This window comes from Ornithinibacillus jepli, assembly GCF_047228935.1.
In the GTDB taxonomy this organism is placed as follows: Bacteria; Bacillota; Bacilli; order Bacillales; family Amphibacillaceae; genus Ornithinibacillus.
In genome coordinates this window covers 59,172-75,242 of sequence record NZ_JBFEGG010000006.1, presented here as the reverse complement: position 1 = coordinate 75,242, position 16,071 = coordinate 59,172, and the positions used below count along the sequence as shown (strand labels likewise).

The window sequence follows — 16,071 nt, the reverse complement described above, 5'->3', positions numbered from 1 at the left end:
GAAAAGGATTTCCTTAGTAGACTACACCGGTTTAGCACCCGTAATCATGTGCTAAAGTATCGTCAAACGACCGTACTTACGAAGATAAGTAATGTGAGTTACTTATGAATTAAAGGTGGTAACACGAGATGAATCGTCCTTTTGGTTAATCCAAAGGGGCGTTTTTTTTTATCCTTTGTTTCTTATAGAACTTGCAATATTAGAAATAATATTTCAAGGAGATGTTAGTATGTTAGTAAAACCAGAAGAACAACTAAAGATTATTATGAAAGGTGTTCAAGAAGTAGTAAACGAGGAAGAATTACTGGCTAAATTAGAGAAGTCATACCAGTTACAGACTCCGCTTACTATTAAATTAGGACTTGATCCTTCAGCACCTGATATTCACGTAGGTCATGCAGTTGTATTAAGGAAAATTAAACAGATGCAAGATTTAGGTCATAGGGTAGTCATCATTATCGGTGATTTTACGGGCCGTATAGGGGATCCGACTGGAAAAGCAAAAGGCCGAGTAGCATTAAGTGACGAGCAGGTTAAAGTAAATGCAAAAACATACTTTGAACAAATCTTTAAAGTGTTAGATTCAGAAAAAACAACTGTCCGCTTTAACAGTGAATGGTTATCAAAATTAACATTTGAGGAAGTCATTAAACTAGCAGCAACAACCTCTGTTGCAAGAATACTAGAACGTGATGATTTCCAAAAGAGATATGAAAATCAAGTACCAATTGGTATTCACGAATTCTTCTACCCGCTAATGCAAGCGTACGATTCTGTAGAAATAGAAGCAGATATTGAATTAGGTGGTACAGATCAAACATTTAATATTCTAATGGGGCGTACACTTCAGAAGCATTGGGGATTAGAAAAGCAAATTGCAATTTTTATGCCATTACTGGAAGGTCTTGATGGTGTAGAGAAAATGAGTAAAAGCCTCGGAAATTATATCGGAGTAAATGAATCAGCAGAAGTGATGTTTAAAAAGGTCATGGAAGTACCTGATAACCTAATTATTAAGTACTTTGAGTTAGCAACCGATGAGCATCCGAATGAAATAGAAACGATTAAAAAACGTCTTGAAAAGGGAGTTAATCCAAGAGATATTAAGCTTGAATTGGCTAAAATTATTACAAACCTATATTGGGGAGAGGAAGAAACGAATAAGGCGATAGCATACTTTGAAACGGCATTTCGTAAAAAAGAAATACCAGATGATATCCCAGAATTACTAATAGAAGTTGGGACAGATACAATGGAAGCTATCATTCCTCAGTTAATAAACAAGGGACTTGTAAAAAGTAAAAGCGAATTTTTACGTTTAGTTAGACAGAATGGTGTTAAACTCAATAAAGAAAAAATAACTGAAGATGATTTAGGGCGTATATTACAGAATAATGAAGTCTTACAAGTTGGGAAAAAGCGATTTTTACGTTTCATTAAATAGACGATGATTTAGTGAGCGCTTATTCAACTTTAGAGATTAACGATTCTAAGGTGAACATAGTGTCACCTTTTTCTTTTGGGTATTATTTTTCGAATATTATGATATTATATAAATGGAGTCCTAGAGGAAATAGGAGCTAATGTTGAACCAGAATTACTTGGTTTCATTAGAAAATGTGAGAATGAACTAATAAGAAATAAGTTGCTTTTATAATAGCATAAGCGTCTCTAGTTATTTTTTATAGAAAGAAGTGAGGGGAATGAAGAAAAAGATCTGGTGGTTAACAGCTATATTAACAATCGGTACTTCCTACTGTCTAATAACCCTATTTCTTTACGAGCCATCTGACAATTTATATGGGTTTCCAGTACCTAAAAATGCAGAACTTACGCGAAAAGATGAGAAAGTGGAAAGTTATAATTGGTCAAGGGCATCCGAGGAAAATGGCATACCATTCTCATATGAAATGGTACTGAAAGTAAATGGTTGGACAAAAGGGGAGAGATTAGGTGCTTCTGTGGTTTATACAAAGGACGATTATGAAATCACATTGATTTCTACTACTAAACAATTAGATTTCATTAAACCTGAATAAGGGTACGAGGTATAATTTTTAGAAATATTTTTTAGTGTCGAATTCTAACCTGCTCCTGCTGTTATCAAGAATTTCACAATAATTAATTGTTCTGAAAATATATACATAAGAACATATGTTTGTTAATATGGAATGATAGAAAGGGGGAGTTTGATGAGTAACATACTACTTCGGAATGTGGAAAGGGATGACCTTCCTATATTTTTCAAGCACCAACAGAATCCTGAAGCTAATCATATGGCTGCCTTTACTAGCAAAGATCCTAGTGATTGGAATAGCTTCCTATCACACTGGTCTAATATTTTGGCGAATAAGGATATCGTTAAGCAATCAATCATGGTTGAAAATAATGTGGTTGGTCATATTTCCTGCTTTGAGCAATTTGGAGAAACAGAGGTTAGTTATTGGATTGGTAAGGATTATTGGGGGAAGGGTATCGCCACTAATGCACTACAAGAGTTTCTAAAAGTTATTACCATTCGCCCCCTTCATGCACGTGCAGCAAAAGACAATATTGGATCTCTTAAAGTACTTGAGAAGTGTGGATTCATAATTACTGGTGAGGACAAGGGTTTCTCCAATGCGCGTGGCGGAGAAGTCGAGGAGTTCATTCTTACTCTAAGTTAACATAGATATGGAGGAAACATATGCAAAAATTTGTAGCTATTTTAAAGGATAAGAAGAAGGGTATGTTAACAGAGGCATTATTACTTAAACATGTGGAGCACCTGACAACATTAAACTATCAATCTAAACTACTTTTATGTGGACCATTTAAAGATAATGATAAAGCAATACAAATTTTAAACTGTGAGACGATCAATGAGGCGAAACGCTTAGTGGAGGCTGATCCATTTATAAAAGAGGGTTATTATGATTCGTATGAGATAAATGAATTGATCGAAGCAAATGAAGAAAATAATTGGTTAATAGATATACCTCAAACTCAAGACAATGTTAAAGAAAAAAGTTAGTCTTGTTAGCCGGAAAAAATTATTGACCTCAAAAAACCGATACCCCTTGGGACATCGGTTTTTTTACTGTTTAAAGGACATTCACCGATACAAAATATAATTCAATTTCCTCATAATTTAACTAATAAAGGGGAAGATTATTCTTATTTGAAAAATCTGGAGGTTGCTACATGAAAAATTCGAAACAGCTTTTAATTTTCATGATGATGTTTTCTTGGCTCTCCCTTTTATTTATAGGCAAAAAATCCATAAAACGCTTTTTACCTGCATCGCTATTTATGGCGATATTAGTACGGTGCGTTAATGTTATAGCGAAAAAGAGAAGATGGTGGTGGTATACCAAAATCCATCCTTTTGTATCAGGTTCATTTCCTTTTGTTTGGGGGCCGTTCTTTGTAAGCTCTTTTTGGTTTTTGAAATATTCCTATGGAAAATTAATTAAATATTTTGGCTTGAATTTATCGGCACACTTTTTATTTACATATATACTAGAGCCTATTCTAAATAAAATGGGTATTGCATCTTTGGTACGTATGAAGAAGTTAGAGTTAATGTATGTGTTTTTAGTACTAGCATCATTTTTATATGGATTCCAATATATAAGTGAAAAGGTATCGATGAGTAAAGGAAGTTTTAACTAAAAAGGCTGGATCCAATGGGATCTGGTCTATTTTAATGTTTAGAAAAAAGTTAAAGGAATTGAAAGAAGGAATATTCCTATACAAAATAGAATTAATATTAAATTACCCGACATTTTTGTGCATGCAAAGTCGGAAGTAGGAATCCATTTTCTCGTATATTAGGTAATGAAAGGAGTGAGATAATGGATTGGCTAGAAAGAATGAATCGAGCGCTAGATTATATTGAGGAGAATCTCGATGATGAAATTGATTACAAAAAACTAGCAAAAATTGCGCTTTGCTCTCAATATCATTTTCCAAGAATGTTCTCAGCGATATCAGGTATATCGCTATCGGAATACATCAGACGTAGGCGTTTAACCGTTGCTGCTTTTGAATTACAAAAGAGTGACATTAGAATTATCGATTTAGCTATTAAATATGGCTATGATTCTTCAGATTCTTTTTCACGTGCTTTTCAAAAAACACTTGGAATAAAGCCATCAGAAGCTCGTAATAACGGAGAGCAATTAAAGGCCTATCCAAGAATCTCATTTCAACTATCAATAAAAGGGGATACGGAGATGGAGTATAGAATAGAGAACCTGGATTTTGAATTAAGAATTGTAGGGAAGGGTGAGCCTGTGAAAACAAGTAAGGCATTTAAAACAATCCCTACACTATGGAATACTGCTAAAAAGGATGGATTTATGCAGAAACTGATTGACATGTCATGGGAAAATCCAAAATGTACGCTTGAAAGCTTATTAGGAGTTTGCGGGAAAGAAGCGGCTATTATGGACGAAGAATTTACATATTTTATGGGTGTTCGTTATGACGGAGAGGCACCAACTGATATGGAGTGTATAATGGTATCTCACAGTACTTGGGCAGTAATCCCCAATATAGTGGAAGCATGGAAACGTTTGTATTCGGAATGGTTACCGACTTCAGGATATGAACTAGCCGATTTCCCTTGTATTGAATGCTATTACCCACCAAAGCATAAGCCTAGACATGAGCTGTGGGTTCCAATTGTTTCTAAATAATGGATATTTGGACTAGAATGAGTAAGAAGATGTTGTATATAAGTTTCTAAGGTGATAGAATATAAAAAAATTATATAGCGAATCACGATGAAGAGAAGAGTACATGAAATTAAATCATGACAGAGAGCTCCAGAAGCTGAAAAGGAGTATGCACTTATTTCATGGAAGCAAGTCTCAGAGTATCACGTTGGATTGAAGCATGATGGCGTGACGGGAGCTCCTGTTATAGAGCTAGAGTATAAGCAGATTTCTGCCGTACTTAAAGAGGTTAATATGGTGACATATTAACAAACTGGGGTGGCACCGCGAATATAAATTATTCAAAATCTCGTCCCCAAGGCTAATGTCTTGGGGGTGGGATTTTTTTGTTGTCATAAATAATTTGGAGGAGGCTTAATTATGGCGTTTAGAAAAATAGTAGATTATTGGAAGTATCCTTCTATTCTTTTATTTGGAATCGGAATTTCGAGTGTTGGTTCTTGGATATACTTTATTGCGTTAAACATAATCGTATTTAATATGACTGGTTCTCCTCTTGCGGTATCTGCACTGTATATTATAAAACCATTGGCTACGTTATTTGCGAATCTATGGGGTGGAAGTGTCGTTGATCGTGTAAATAAAAAGCACCTAATGATAGCATTGGACATTACACAAGGTATGTTTATTACTTGTTTAGCATTTTTAACTAATACATTATGGGCAATCTATTTGCTAGTATTTTTAATTAATATTGTCGGTTCGTTATATCACCCAACTTCTATTAGTTATATAACTAGATTAATTCCACAAGAACAAAGGCAACGCTTTAATTCGTTAAGAAGTCTGTTAGATTCTGGTGCGTTTTTACTCGGCCCGGCAATAACTGGGTTATTATTTTTATTAGGTACACCAATTTATGCGATTATTATTAATGCGATATCGCTTTTCCTTTCCGCTCTCGTCACCTTATGGATGCCTAATGTTGAGAAGAACAATTCGCTGAACCAAGTATCTAATCAAAAACTATCTTTTAGCGTAATAAAAGAAGATTGGAAAATAGTGTTACGGTTTAGTGGTCGCAATTTGTATGTGATGTCGGTTTACTTTTTATTTAGTACATTCGTTGTCCTTCAGTCAGCGGTGGACTCGTTGGAGGTTGCATTTTCTAAAGAAGTTATTTCGCTGTCAGATAGTGAGTATGGATTTCTTGTAAGTATTGCTGGGGCGGGTATTTTAATAGGGTCATTGTTCAATGTGATATTCACGAAAGGATTAGCAGTTCACTTCCTTATTGGTTCTGGTTCGGTAATGGTATCAGTAGGGTATATGATTTTTGCTTTCTCTAGTAATTTCACCATGGCTACGGTAGGCTTTTTTGTATTAGCATTTTCTCTTGCCTTTGCCAATACGGGCTTTTATACTTTTTACCAAAACAACATTCCGGTTGAGGTTATTGCCCGAATTAGCAGTATATACGGGTTTCTGGAGGCATTGTTAGTCATTGTTCTTACTTCTCTATTTGCTATAGGAGCACAAGTATTATCAATTAAGTTACTAGTAGCCTTGGGAGCCATTTTTATGTTGATACTAACCATAGCATTATTATGTATAAGTTTAGCACCGACTAAGCGCAAATATTATGAAGCGGCATCATGAACGAGAGAAATACACATTTTACCAACCTCGTTCTAGCGATTACAATGGGTTAAACGAGGAGTTATTAGCGGGAAAGATAGCCTGATAAAAGGAGGAAAATATTATGACAAGTGGAAGTAAAGAATTGTCATCTGAACAACGAGAAGGATTAATCAAAGTATTAGAAGCTAGATTTATAAAACATAAGCATCGTCACGAGGGGCTTGATTGGGCTCATGTTCAAGCAAAGCTAGAGGCAAATCCAGAAAAGCTATGGTCACTCCATGAAATGGAAAGAACTGGCGGTGAGCCAGATGTGGTCGGGTATGATGAAGAAAAGGATGAATACATCTTTTATGATTGTTCTCCGGAAAGTCCTAAGGGGCGAAGAAGTCTCTGTTACGATCGAGCGGCTCTAGAAGCAAGGAAAAAGCATAAGCCAGAAAATAGTGCTATCGATATGGCGGCTGATATGGGAATTGAAATTTTAACAGAGGAAGAATATCGAGAATTACAGAAACTGGAGACGTTTGATAAGAAAACGTCGACCTGGGTGAAAACACCGTCTGACATTCGAGCGCTTGGTGGGGCGTTGTTTTGTGATTATCGTTTTGGTCATGTTTTTGTCTATCATAATGGTGCGGATTCTTACTATGGTTCCAGGGGATTCCGAGGCTCACTTAGGGTTTAAGTAGTTTATAGGCGTGATTAAAATGAAGGGGCGGAATCCATTTGGATTTCTCCCCTTGCTAATAGTACATTACTGATTTACTAACGTAGCTTTACGTCTCTGGGAAGCATGGATTTTCTTCATTGCAAGTCTTGCTATAGGTTGAGCGATTACTAACTCAATCCAAAATGCTACACCAAAGTTTCTAAACCAACTTGGAAAGAAGTTTTGAAAAGGCAAAAGACTTATTTCTTTTGTACCAACCCAGTTTCCGATAATAGTTAGAAGTAATGATAATACAGTCACATTCAATAAAATCGTTAATAATACTCTCGCATTAAATCCATCGGTTTTTCCTACGAATTTTGGCATTAGTTGACCTACTAACGGACCAGCAACGAATTTCACCAATAAGACAACAATAATCCACATGATTGGAATAATTTTTAGAGTCTCCAAATAATTTTCCTTACTAAATCCGAGTTCCATACCTATGATAATGGGTGCAATCGTGTTAACGGAAATGATGGAAATAATTAATAAAAATATAATGCCTTCCTTTGGACTTTGAGGTAATCTATCTTCCTTATACATATTTTTTACCCTCCGAAATTAAAATTTCAGATGGTAGACGTATCTTGCGACATATATTTTTGGTCAAGTATTGGACCAATATCTCTACACACTGATTTCATTATTTTAGCATGTAATTTTACATGATTTCTAGACTTGTAATATTGTGGGATTTGTGAGCAAAATAACCCTTTAGCTATGAAGGAATGTAAAAACGTACAAAAAAGTAATTTTAAAAAAATGATTGACATATGTTTAAATAGGCACTATAGTATGTATCATAAACTTACAACTACATAAATTAAGAATTTTCTTCTTATCCAGAGAGACCGAGGGATCAGGCCCTATGACGTCTCGGCAGCGGGTTAATGTAAATTAACACTGTGCCAATTCCTGCAAATGTTTCACATTTGAAAGATGAGAAGGAAGTCGTTTCAATTTATATTTTGAGACCTTCCTTTTTTCTTTTGGATAAGAAAAAAGGAAGGTCTTTTTCCTTTTTACATAAATTTCAAGACAGGAGTGAGTCAAGTATATGATTGAATTTCGGAATATATCAAAAACGTTTAAAATTGGCAATCGAGAAGTAAATGCCGTTAAAGATGTTTCGCTTTCCATTCAAAAAGGCGAGATATTTGGAATTATTGGTTTTAGTGGAGCTGGAAAAAGTACTTTATTACGTCTGGTAAACCTATTGGAAACTCCTACGACTGGTGAAATTGAAGTGAACGGTGTAAATATCGGAACACTTTCCCAAAAAGAAGTGAGAAAGCTAAGAAGTGGAATCGGGATGATTTTTCAAAATTTTAATTTATTTGCTTCTAGAACCGTTGCGGGGAATGTAGCATATCCATTGAAACTTGCAGGTTGGTCTAAAAAGGATATCGATACAAGAGTCAATGAGCTACTTAGCTTTGTAGGTCTTACTGATAAGGCAAAGGATTACCCTGAACAATTATCAGGTGGTCAAAAGCAGCGGGTGGGGATTGCAAGAGCGCTTGCTACTTCACCTAATATCTTAATCTGTGACGAGGCAACATCGGCGCTAGACCCGGATACAACAAGTGAAATCCTTCGCCTTCTTAAAAAGGTAAATAAAGAACTGGGAATTACGATATTACTAATTACACATGAAATGCATGTTATACAAGAGATTTGTGACAAGGTAGCGGTAATGGAGAATGGAGAAGTGATTGAAACGGACTCTGTATTTAATGTATTTACGAATCCGCAGCATCTGACTACACAACGATTTATCCAATCCGTTCAGCAGGATAGACCGTCGGCTACCTTGTTGGAAGAATGGAAGAACAAGGGTGGAAAACATTTATATCGCGTTATCTTTAAAGGTGAAATTGCTAGTGATCCCGTCCTCTCTCGTGTGACAAGGAAATTTGGGGTAGATGTCAATATCGTGTATGGGTCTGTTCGAGAGCTTCAGGAGAAATTATATGGAAATCTGCTTGTATCGTTTGAAGGGGAAGAGGAAAATATTTCTTCGGTTCTTTCCGAGTTAACGAGAGATGTCATTGTAGAGGAGGTGAAGGTTAATGAAGGTTGATTGGAGTACGTTTTGGCCACGGATAGTGGAATCCACTGGTGAGACAATTTTAATGGTTGTCATGACCTTGATTCTAGGATCAATTCTTGGTATAATAATAGGTTTACTATTATTTGTGACGAGAACAGGAAATATTCTAGAAAATAAAATTGTATTTAATCTACTGAATGTCTTGATTAATATTATTCGTCCAATCCCGTTTATCATTTTCCTAGTAGCAATTAGTCCATTAACAAGAGCAGTAGTCGGGACAACTATTGGAACGTGGGCAGCTATATTTCCAATGACGATTGCTTCAGCATTTGGGATAGCGAGAGTAGTAGAGAACAACTTAGTTAGCATTGATTCTGGAGTGATTGAAGCGGCAAAGGCAATGGGGGCAAGTCCATTACGAATAATATTCACTGTGTTAATTCCAGAGGCACTTGGGCCACTTATTCTAGGTTTGACTTTTGTGACAGTTAGCTTAATCGACTTCTCCGCAATGGCAGGTACAGTTGGTGGTGGCGGCTTAGGTCACGTAGCGATGACATATGGATACCAACGATTTGATGGAAGTGTCATGCTCGTTACTGTCATTATACTTATTCTTCTAGTACAGTTTGCACAGTGGATTGGGAATACGCTATCGAGAAAGATTATGAGGCGATAAGCAACACGTTATAAGACTATTACATTATTTAACTACAAAAAGAGGAGATAGAATGATGAAGAAATGGTTTAGTATTTTAGTTGTGTTAATTGCGGTAAGTACATTGGTAGCCTGTGGAAGTGATACCACTTCAGACAGTGGGGATGATGTGGTAGTTAAGATTGGTGTAACTGGTACAGATGGTGAAGTTTGGCCGATTTTAAAAGAGAAGGCAAAAGCAGAAGGTATTGAAATTGAACTAGTGGAGTTCTCTGACTATACTTTACCGAACCAAGCGTTAGCAAACGGAGATATCGATATCAATTCGTTCCAGCATATCGCGTTTCTAGCTCAATTTAATGAAGAGAACAATCTTGATTTAGTACCAATCGGGGCTACTGTCATTGCGCCAATGGGATTATATTCAGAGAAGTTGAGTGATGTTAATGAAATTAAAGAAGGTGACAAGATTGCGATTCCGGATGATCCTTCTAACCAAGCACGTGCACTGAAATTATTGGAATCAGCAGGTTTAATTACGTTAGCGGACGACTTTGGCCTATTTGGTGACCCAAGTAAAATAGTGGATAATCCAAAAAACTTAGAAATCCTACCAATCGTTGCACAACAAACACCACGTGTATTACCTGATGTAGCGGCATCTGTTATTAATAATGGTGTTGCTGGTCAAGCGGGGTTTGACCCTGTGAAAGATCCGATTTACTTAGAAGATGCGAATGACCCGAATGCAATACCTTATGTGAACATCTTCGCTGCACGTTCTAGAGATCAAGATAATGAAGTTTATCAGAAGATTGTGGAACTATATCATGAAGAGGATGTAGTAAAAGCGGTAGAAGCAGATACAAATGGTGGTTCTATTGTGGTTGATTTATCGAAGGATGAGTTGCTAGAACAATTTGGAGGACTATAAGGAGGAGAGTATGTTGAGTAAAACGTTAGCGGGTGTGGAATTAATTCAAAAATCCATTGAGTCAAACAAAGAGCTGTATATTGAAACGAGTCAGGCGATTCATGCGAATCCAGAAATAGGCAATCAGGAGTTTTTTGCAAGTAAAAAACATGTAGAGATTTTGACTAATGCTGGATTTAAGGTAGAAACAGCTATTGCTGGACATGAGACATCTTTCTACGCTGTGAAGGATAGTGGGAAACCGGGTCCAGCAATTGCCTTTCTTGCGGAGTATGATGCACTGCCAGGCTTAGGCCATGCTTGTGGTCATAACATTATCGGTACGACTAGTGTAGCTGCAGGTATAGCGCTTGCTGAAACGCTAGCTGAAACAGGCGGAAAAGTGGTTGTACTAGGAACACCTGCAGAAGAGGGCGGGCCAAATGGTAGTGCAAAGGGTAGCTTTGTTAAGCATGGTTATCTTAACGGGATTGATGCTGCGTTAATGATCCATCCATCAGGGAAAACATCCCTCACAGGCGATTCATTAGCTGTTGATCCACTTGATTTTCACTTTTACGGGAAATCTGCCCATGCATCTGGTTCACCGGAAAAAGGAATTAATGCTCTAGACGCTGTTATTCTACTGTTTAATGGAATTAACGCATTACGCCAGCAGCTTCCGACTGATGTGCGAATTCATGGAATTATTACCCACGGGGGAGATGCACCAAATATTATACCGGAATATGCATCTGCTAGATTCTATATTCGTGCTGAATCATGGAGTAAAACAGAGGAAGTATCTAATAAGGTACGTGCTATAGCAGAAGGTGCGGGGCTTGCAACTGGTGCAACTGTTAAAGTTGAACGATTCCAAAATGAAGTTAAAGACTTCGTATTGAACTCTGTTTTGGATAATGTATTAAAAGAAGAGTTGGAAGCAGTAGGAGAGGTGGTCTGGACTGAAAAAGGAAAAGGGAAAGGCTCAACCGATGCCGGAAACATAAGTTACGAAGTACCAACTGCTCATCCTCACATTAAAATAGGTCCGGATGATTTGATAGGACATACAAATGAATTTAGAGAAGCAGCTAAATCAAAAGAAGGTGACGCGGCTCTTATTAAAGGGGCAAAAGTGCTTGCGAACACTGGATACCGACTGTTAACGGACAGTAATTTATTAAAACGAGCGAAGGAAGCTTTTGAAGAAGCTAAGACAAAGAAAAATTGAACATGATTAAACAAAAAATAGGGTATCCTTCTATGGATGCCCTTTTTTGACGTATAAGTTAGGAGTTGTTCTCCCAATATGGTGGATAGGAATATGTGGAATAGGTTGGTGAAAAAGTCGACTGCATTGTCCATACTGAATGGCACGATGATAGAAGAGAAAGATATCCCAAAGGATTAGCCCTCACTTGGGTGGTGGTAGAGGATAGAGCTTTTGTTCGTTTAGTAGCATAATAATTTTCAACCCTAGATTTCTATCTTTAGGAAAAGAGGTATAGGATTTCGTCTACATGGAGTATAAAACGATTGAATTAATTGATACTAAAAACGAAGTAGGCGAATGATTGGATTTCGGGGGTACACTATGGCAAAGATTACAATTCCGCAACTCTTTACTATTTTTCTTCTAAGCACGGGGTTAAATAATCATGTCATTATCACTCCATTATTACTTAATGCCTCAGGAAGGGATGCCTGGATTAGTATAATCATTGGTTATCTCGCAACTTTATTAATCTCACTTCCGATTTTCTACATATCGAGCCATTTTTTAAACGAATCCTTCATTTCGTGGCTTTCTACTACCTATTCGCGTTTTCTGGGTAGGATGATAGCGACTTTTTTTGTTATTCATTTAATGGTAGCGGGATGGATATCGTTAAGAGAGACCACGTATTGGGTAAATGAAACATTTCTATTTAATACACCGATCATAATAATTGCTATATGTTTATTATTAGCCTCGTTATATATTTCATATGGAAAATTAAATACTATTGCGATTTGTGCGGGTGTTTTACTACCATTAGTTATCCTCTTCGGTGTGTTTGTTGCCATTGGGACTATTCCTGATAAAAACTACCAGTTAGTAACACCAATATTAGTTGAGAATAGTTGGAGCGATGTATGGTACGGGGCATTATATGTATTAGGGTCAAATATAGAAATTCTTTTTATCATACTAATTCAAAACCAGATTTCAAAGAAAGTGTTACGGAGACATTATATTCTTCTTATTACGTTTTTAATTATATTGACGATGGGTCCGTTACTTGGGACTATAGCTATATTTGGCATTGAAGAAGCAAAAGAACTCAGTTATCCTTCTTTTTTCCAATGGAGAATTTTAGGGATTGGTACTTACTTTAATCATCTTGATTTTTTATCCATTTACCAGTGGACATCGGGTCATCTTATTAGGCTAGCGATATTTTTATACCTCATCACACATGTATTAGAAATAAAGAAGAAGAGAATGCGGCTTTATATTCAAGTATTTATATGTATGATTTATTTAACCTTCACGATATCTTCCATTTCAGATGAAGGATTTGTTACTTTTTTAAGCAATTATTATTATGCTTTTAGTTGTATAGTTGGTGTAACGATGATCATTTTTTTAACATTGCTTGTAAGAATATCAAAGAGGAGGGCCATGATTGAGAAATAATATTGAGGCAACAAAAACTTACATTAAAAACCTATTTCATGATTCTTCTGATATTACAATTGAGGAGCACCAACTCTTTAATCCGAATAAAAGTAAACTAATGATAGTTGTCTATTGTAATGGCCTTATGGATAATAATATTTTACGAGAAAGTATCCTCCCAAGTATTCAAAATAGCTACTATTATAATAAAAATAGTGACGTGTTATTAAATTGTACACTGAGTCTAAAGAGGAATGAACTTCATGCTGATCAAGTTATTACTGAAAATATATTTAATGGCTTAACCGCAATCTTTATAGACGAATCTATTTATTTTTATAATACATCTAATCCACCTAAACGTTCACCGGAGGAATCCAATGCGGAGGTTTCGTTACGTGGACCGAGAGATGGATTTGTCGAGGATATAAGTACAAATGTTGCATTAGTACGAAAACGCCTTAAAACTAATTCCCTTGTTATCAAATCGTTTAACATCGGTAAACGAAGCCAAACAAAGGTTTATTTAGCTTATATTTATGACATTGAAAATGAAGCATACATTCAAGAAGTAACGAAACGTTTAGAAAGTATTAATATTGATATGCTAATCAGTGACAATCAATTGTTGGGAGAGTTAGGTGATTCCAAATATCCTCTTTTTCCTTTGCTGGGTGCTTATTCACGGCCGGATGGTGTAGCGAGTAGTTTAGTTAGAGGGAGATTTGTGATTTTTATCGATAATGTGCCCAATGTACTTGTTGCCCCTGGAAATTTAGGATTATTCCTTAATACCTCTGAGGATGTACATGTGCCTTACTATTATGCTACGTTTGAATACTTATTAAGACTAATGGGATTGTTACTATCTTTATTTCTGCCGGGCTTTTGGTTAGCTTTATCAGCATATAACGTGGATCAAATTCCATTCCCGTTATTAGCTACAATAGCGTCAGCAAGATTAGGAATTCCATTTAATACGGCAATAGAGTTATTATTAATGATTACATTATTTGAGTTATTTCGTGAAGCGGGTATTAGATTACCTAAACCGGTTGGTCAAACCGTTGCTGTGGTTGGAGGATTAATCGTTGGGGATGCAGCTATCCGTGCAGGTTTGACTTCTCCTACGATGTTAGTAGTTGCTGCTATAACGGCGGTCGCGACATTTTCACTAGGAAATCAAGCATTGTTTGGCTCTGTCTCCATCATACGATATTTCTCCATTTTGATTACGGCTATTTTGGGGATGTTTGGATTTTTTATTAGTCTCTTTTTCGTTCTTGGGTACCTCGCTAAACTGGAGTCGTTTGGAATACCTTATTTAAGTCCGGTATCTCCATTCGTTCGAAAGGATTTTGCTAAGACTCTATTTCGATTTCCAGCAGTAAAACAAAATATGCGCTCAAGGATGCTAAAAACGATAGATCGTGATAGACAAGGAGATTCATAACAATGGTAAATCGTTTTATAAAACTCCTTTGTATAGGTGGTATGTTAGTTGTTGTGATGGGCTGCTGGGATGAAAAAAATATTGGAGAGGTTAATTATCCGGTTACATTAGCGATAGATTATAAAGATAATCGATATATCGTTTATGTTCAGCTATTAGATTTTTCTAATGTTGCCAAGCAGGAGGTTAAAACTAGCCAACCATCTCCGTTATTTATTGGGAGAGGAGAAGGAGAGACGTTCAATATAGCGATAGACGAGATTTATCGAACTTCACAACTAAGTATAGATTGGTCTCATATTGGAGCAATTATATATACAGAATCAGTTCTTGAGCGAGGAATAGAGGAAGTGGAACTATCTTTAAGTAAAAATGGTGAATTTCGTTATACACCATGGGTATTTGGAACAAAGGAATCCATAGAGGATATATTAAGTACATCGGGCTTTTTTCAGCTACCACCAGTGTATACTATATTGTATCGTCCTTTAGATTTATTTAAAAGCTATTCATATATAGAGCCAGTTCGATTGCATAAGTTTATATCTATTTATAGCGAGCCAGGAGGAACTGGACTTATACCGTCGCTTCAAGTGAACACATCGAGTTGGAGGCAGGCAACCGAAGAAACATTAGAAAAGAATGTTCTGGAGATAAATGGTGTTCATGCTGTATCAGAAGGTAAGTACAAAGGTTGGTTATCCTTTGATGATGTGGTAGGACTTAGATGGACACAAAATAATACAGAAAGAAGTACCATAGATATAAAGGATGAAGAAAGTATTGTAGGTACAGTTGAAGTGGAACAACTATTAACAAATACTAGTGTTGAAATAAATGGAAAGAATATTCGGGTGGATATAACTGTTCAGGCTTCAGGAATGGTAAAGGGACTAGAGGAAAATCTGAATCCTGAGGAAGTTATGGAGTTAGTTTCGAAACAAATGGAGAATGAAATAGAGACTACATATCAAATTGGAATAGATCATAGTATTGATATTTATAATATTAGAAACAAAGTGTTTCATAAAAGGGTAACTCCTAATAAGCTTGGGGAATATTCTTTTACTAAAGACTCTTTACACGTTAATGTTACATTTTTATTGAAAAGCATGGGGGTTAAAAAGTAATTATATACAAAATAGGGTGTCCTATTATTGGATACCCTATTTATCTTATATGGCTCAAGGTACGGGAGGTGGGGATGACTCTATTACTTATCACTATCCTGGTATAATGGATTAGGCGATTATTTATTCTCGTGCAGATCAACGCGATTTCCCACGTGTTGCTTCACAAAATGACA

Annotated in this window: 16 protein-coding genes, 1 riboswitch and 2 other annotated features (1 of these 19 cut by a window edge); of the genes, 15 read left to right on the top strand and 1 reads right to left on the bottom strand. The window is 36.3% G+C overall.

Annotated features, from left to right (window positions below; genetic code table 11):
* Positions 1–144 (top strand) — a binding site (T-box leader); it begins 109 nt to the left of the window's first position.
* Between the two features lie 85 nt (positions 145–229).
* The 8 genes from tyrS (at position 230) to AB1K81_RS16880 (ending at position 6,990) form a co-directional block, all read left to right on the top strand.
* Positions 230–1,444, top strand: coding sequence for a tyrosine--tRNA ligase (tyrS, locus tag AB1K81_RS16915; RefSeq protein ID WP_412977859.1), 1,215 nt, complete (start codon positions 230–232; stop codon positions 1,442–1,444).
* Between the two features lie 259 nt (positions 1,445–1,703).
* The gene (locus tag AB1K81_RS16910) at positions 1,704–2,039 is read left to right on the top strand and encodes a hypothetical protein (protein WP_412977858.1); all 336 of its coding nucleotides are present in this window, start codon (positions 1,704–1,706) and stop codon (positions 2,037–2,039) included.
* A 153-nt stretch (positions 2,040–2,192) separates the two neighbouring features.
* Positions 2,193–2,666 carry a GNAT family N-acetyltransferase gene (locus tag AB1K81_RS16905; protein ID WP_412977857.1) on the top strand — a complete coding sequence of 158 codons (474 nt, stop codon included), beginning with the start codon at positions 2,193–2,195 and terminating at the stop codon, positions 2,664–2,666.
* A 20-nt stretch (positions 2,667–2,686) separates the two neighbouring features.
* A complete protein-coding gene (locus AB1K81_RS16900; RefSeq protein ID WP_412977856.1) occupies positions 2,687–3,013 on the top strand; it encodes a YciI family protein in 327 nt (108 codons plus the stop codon).
* 170 nt (positions 3,014–3,183) lie between these two features.
* The gene (locus AB1K81_RS16895; RefSeq protein ID WP_412977855.1) at positions 3,184–3,654 is read left to right on the top strand and encodes a hypothetical protein; all 471 of its coding nucleotides are present in this window, start codon (positions 3,184–3,186) and stop codon (positions 3,652–3,654) included.
* Between the two features lie 182 nt (positions 3,655–3,836).
* The gene (locus AB1K81_RS16890) at positions 3,837–4,682 is read left to right on the top strand and encodes an AraC family transcriptional regulator (protein WP_412977854.1); all 846 of its coding nucleotides are present in this window, start codon (positions 3,837–3,839) and stop codon (positions 4,680–4,682) included.
* A 78-nt stretch (positions 4,683–4,760) separates the two neighbouring features.
* Positions 4,761–5,021, top strand: a binding site (T-box leader).
* A gap of 60 nt (positions 5,022–5,081) precedes the next feature.
* The gene (locus AB1K81_RS16885; RefSeq protein ID WP_412977853.1) at positions 5,082–6,320 is read left to right on the top strand and encodes an MFS transporter; all 1,239 of its coding nucleotides are present in this window, start codon (positions 5,082–5,084) and stop codon (positions 6,318–6,320) included.
* 103 nt (positions 6,321–6,423) lie between these two features.
* Positions 6,424–6,990, top strand: a complete 567-nt coding sequence (locus AB1K81_RS16880) for a DUF4256 domain-containing protein (RefSeq protein WP_412977852.1) — start codon at positions 6,424–6,426, stop codon at positions 6,988–6,990.
* Between the two features lie 69 nt (positions 6,991–7,059).
* On the opposite strand, the gene AB1K81_RS16875 is transcribed toward AB1K81_RS16880, so the two are convergent.
* Positions 7,060–7,563 (bottom strand): hypothetical protein, encoded by a 504-nt coding sequence (locus AB1K81_RS16875; RefSeq protein WP_412977851.1) that lies wholly within the window; start codon positions 7,561–7,563, stop codon positions 7,060–7,062.
* A gap of 292 nt (positions 7,564–7,855) precedes the next feature.
* A riboswitch (SAM riboswitch) is annotated at positions 7,856–7,966 on the top strand.
* A gap of 111 nt (positions 7,967–8,077) precedes the next feature.
* Here AB1K81_RS16875 and AB1K81_RS16870 point away from each other — a divergent pair.
* From AB1K81_RS16870 to AB1K81_RS16840, 7 genes are all read left to right on the top strand, one after another.
* On the top strand, positions 8,078–9,103 hold the full coding sequence (locus AB1K81_RS16870; RefSeq protein WP_412977850.1) for a methionine ABC transporter ATP-binding protein: 1,026 nt from the start codon (positions 8,078–8,080) through the stop codon (positions 9,101–9,103).
* A complete protein-coding gene (locus AB1K81_RS16865; protein ID WP_412977849.1) occupies positions 9,093–9,755 on the top strand; it encodes a methionine ABC transporter permease in 663 nt (220 codons plus the stop codon). The genes AB1K81_RS16870 and AB1K81_RS16865 overlap by 11 nt, the downstream gene beginning before the upstream one ends.
* 55 nt (positions 9,756–9,810) lie before the next feature.
* Positions 9,811–10,668 (top strand): MetQ/NlpA family ABC transporter substrate-binding protein, encoded by an 858-nt coding sequence (locus tag AB1K81_RS16860; RefSeq protein WP_412977848.1) that lies wholly within the window; start codon positions 9,811–9,813, stop codon positions 10,666–10,668.
* 10 nt (positions 10,669–10,678) lie between these two features.
* A complete protein-coding gene (locus tag AB1K81_RS16855; RefSeq protein ID WP_412977847.1) occupies positions 10,679–11,881 on the top strand; it encodes a M20 family metallopeptidase in 1,203 nt (400 codons plus the stop codon).
* Positions 11,882–12,244: 363 nt separating this feature from the next.
* Positions 12,245–13,330, top strand: a complete 1,086-nt coding sequence (locus AB1K81_RS16850; protein ID WP_412977846.1) for an endospore germination permease — start codon at positions 12,245–12,247, stop codon at positions 13,328–13,330.
* Positions 13,320–14,765, top strand: coding sequence for a spore germination protein (locus AB1K81_RS16845; RefSeq protein WP_412977845.1), 1,446 nt, complete (start codon positions 13,320–13,322; stop codon positions 14,763–14,765). The genes AB1K81_RS16850 and AB1K81_RS16845 overlap by 11 nt, the downstream gene beginning before the upstream one ends.
* Before the next feature lie 2 nt (positions 14,766–14,767).
* Positions 14,768–15,895: a Ger(x)C family spore germination protein gene (locus tag AB1K81_RS16840; RefSeq protein ID WP_412977844.1), complete on the top strand. Its 1,128-nt coding sequence runs from the start codon at positions 14,768–14,770 to the stop codon at positions 15,893–15,895.
* Positions 15,896–16,071: the final 176 nt, after the last annotated feature.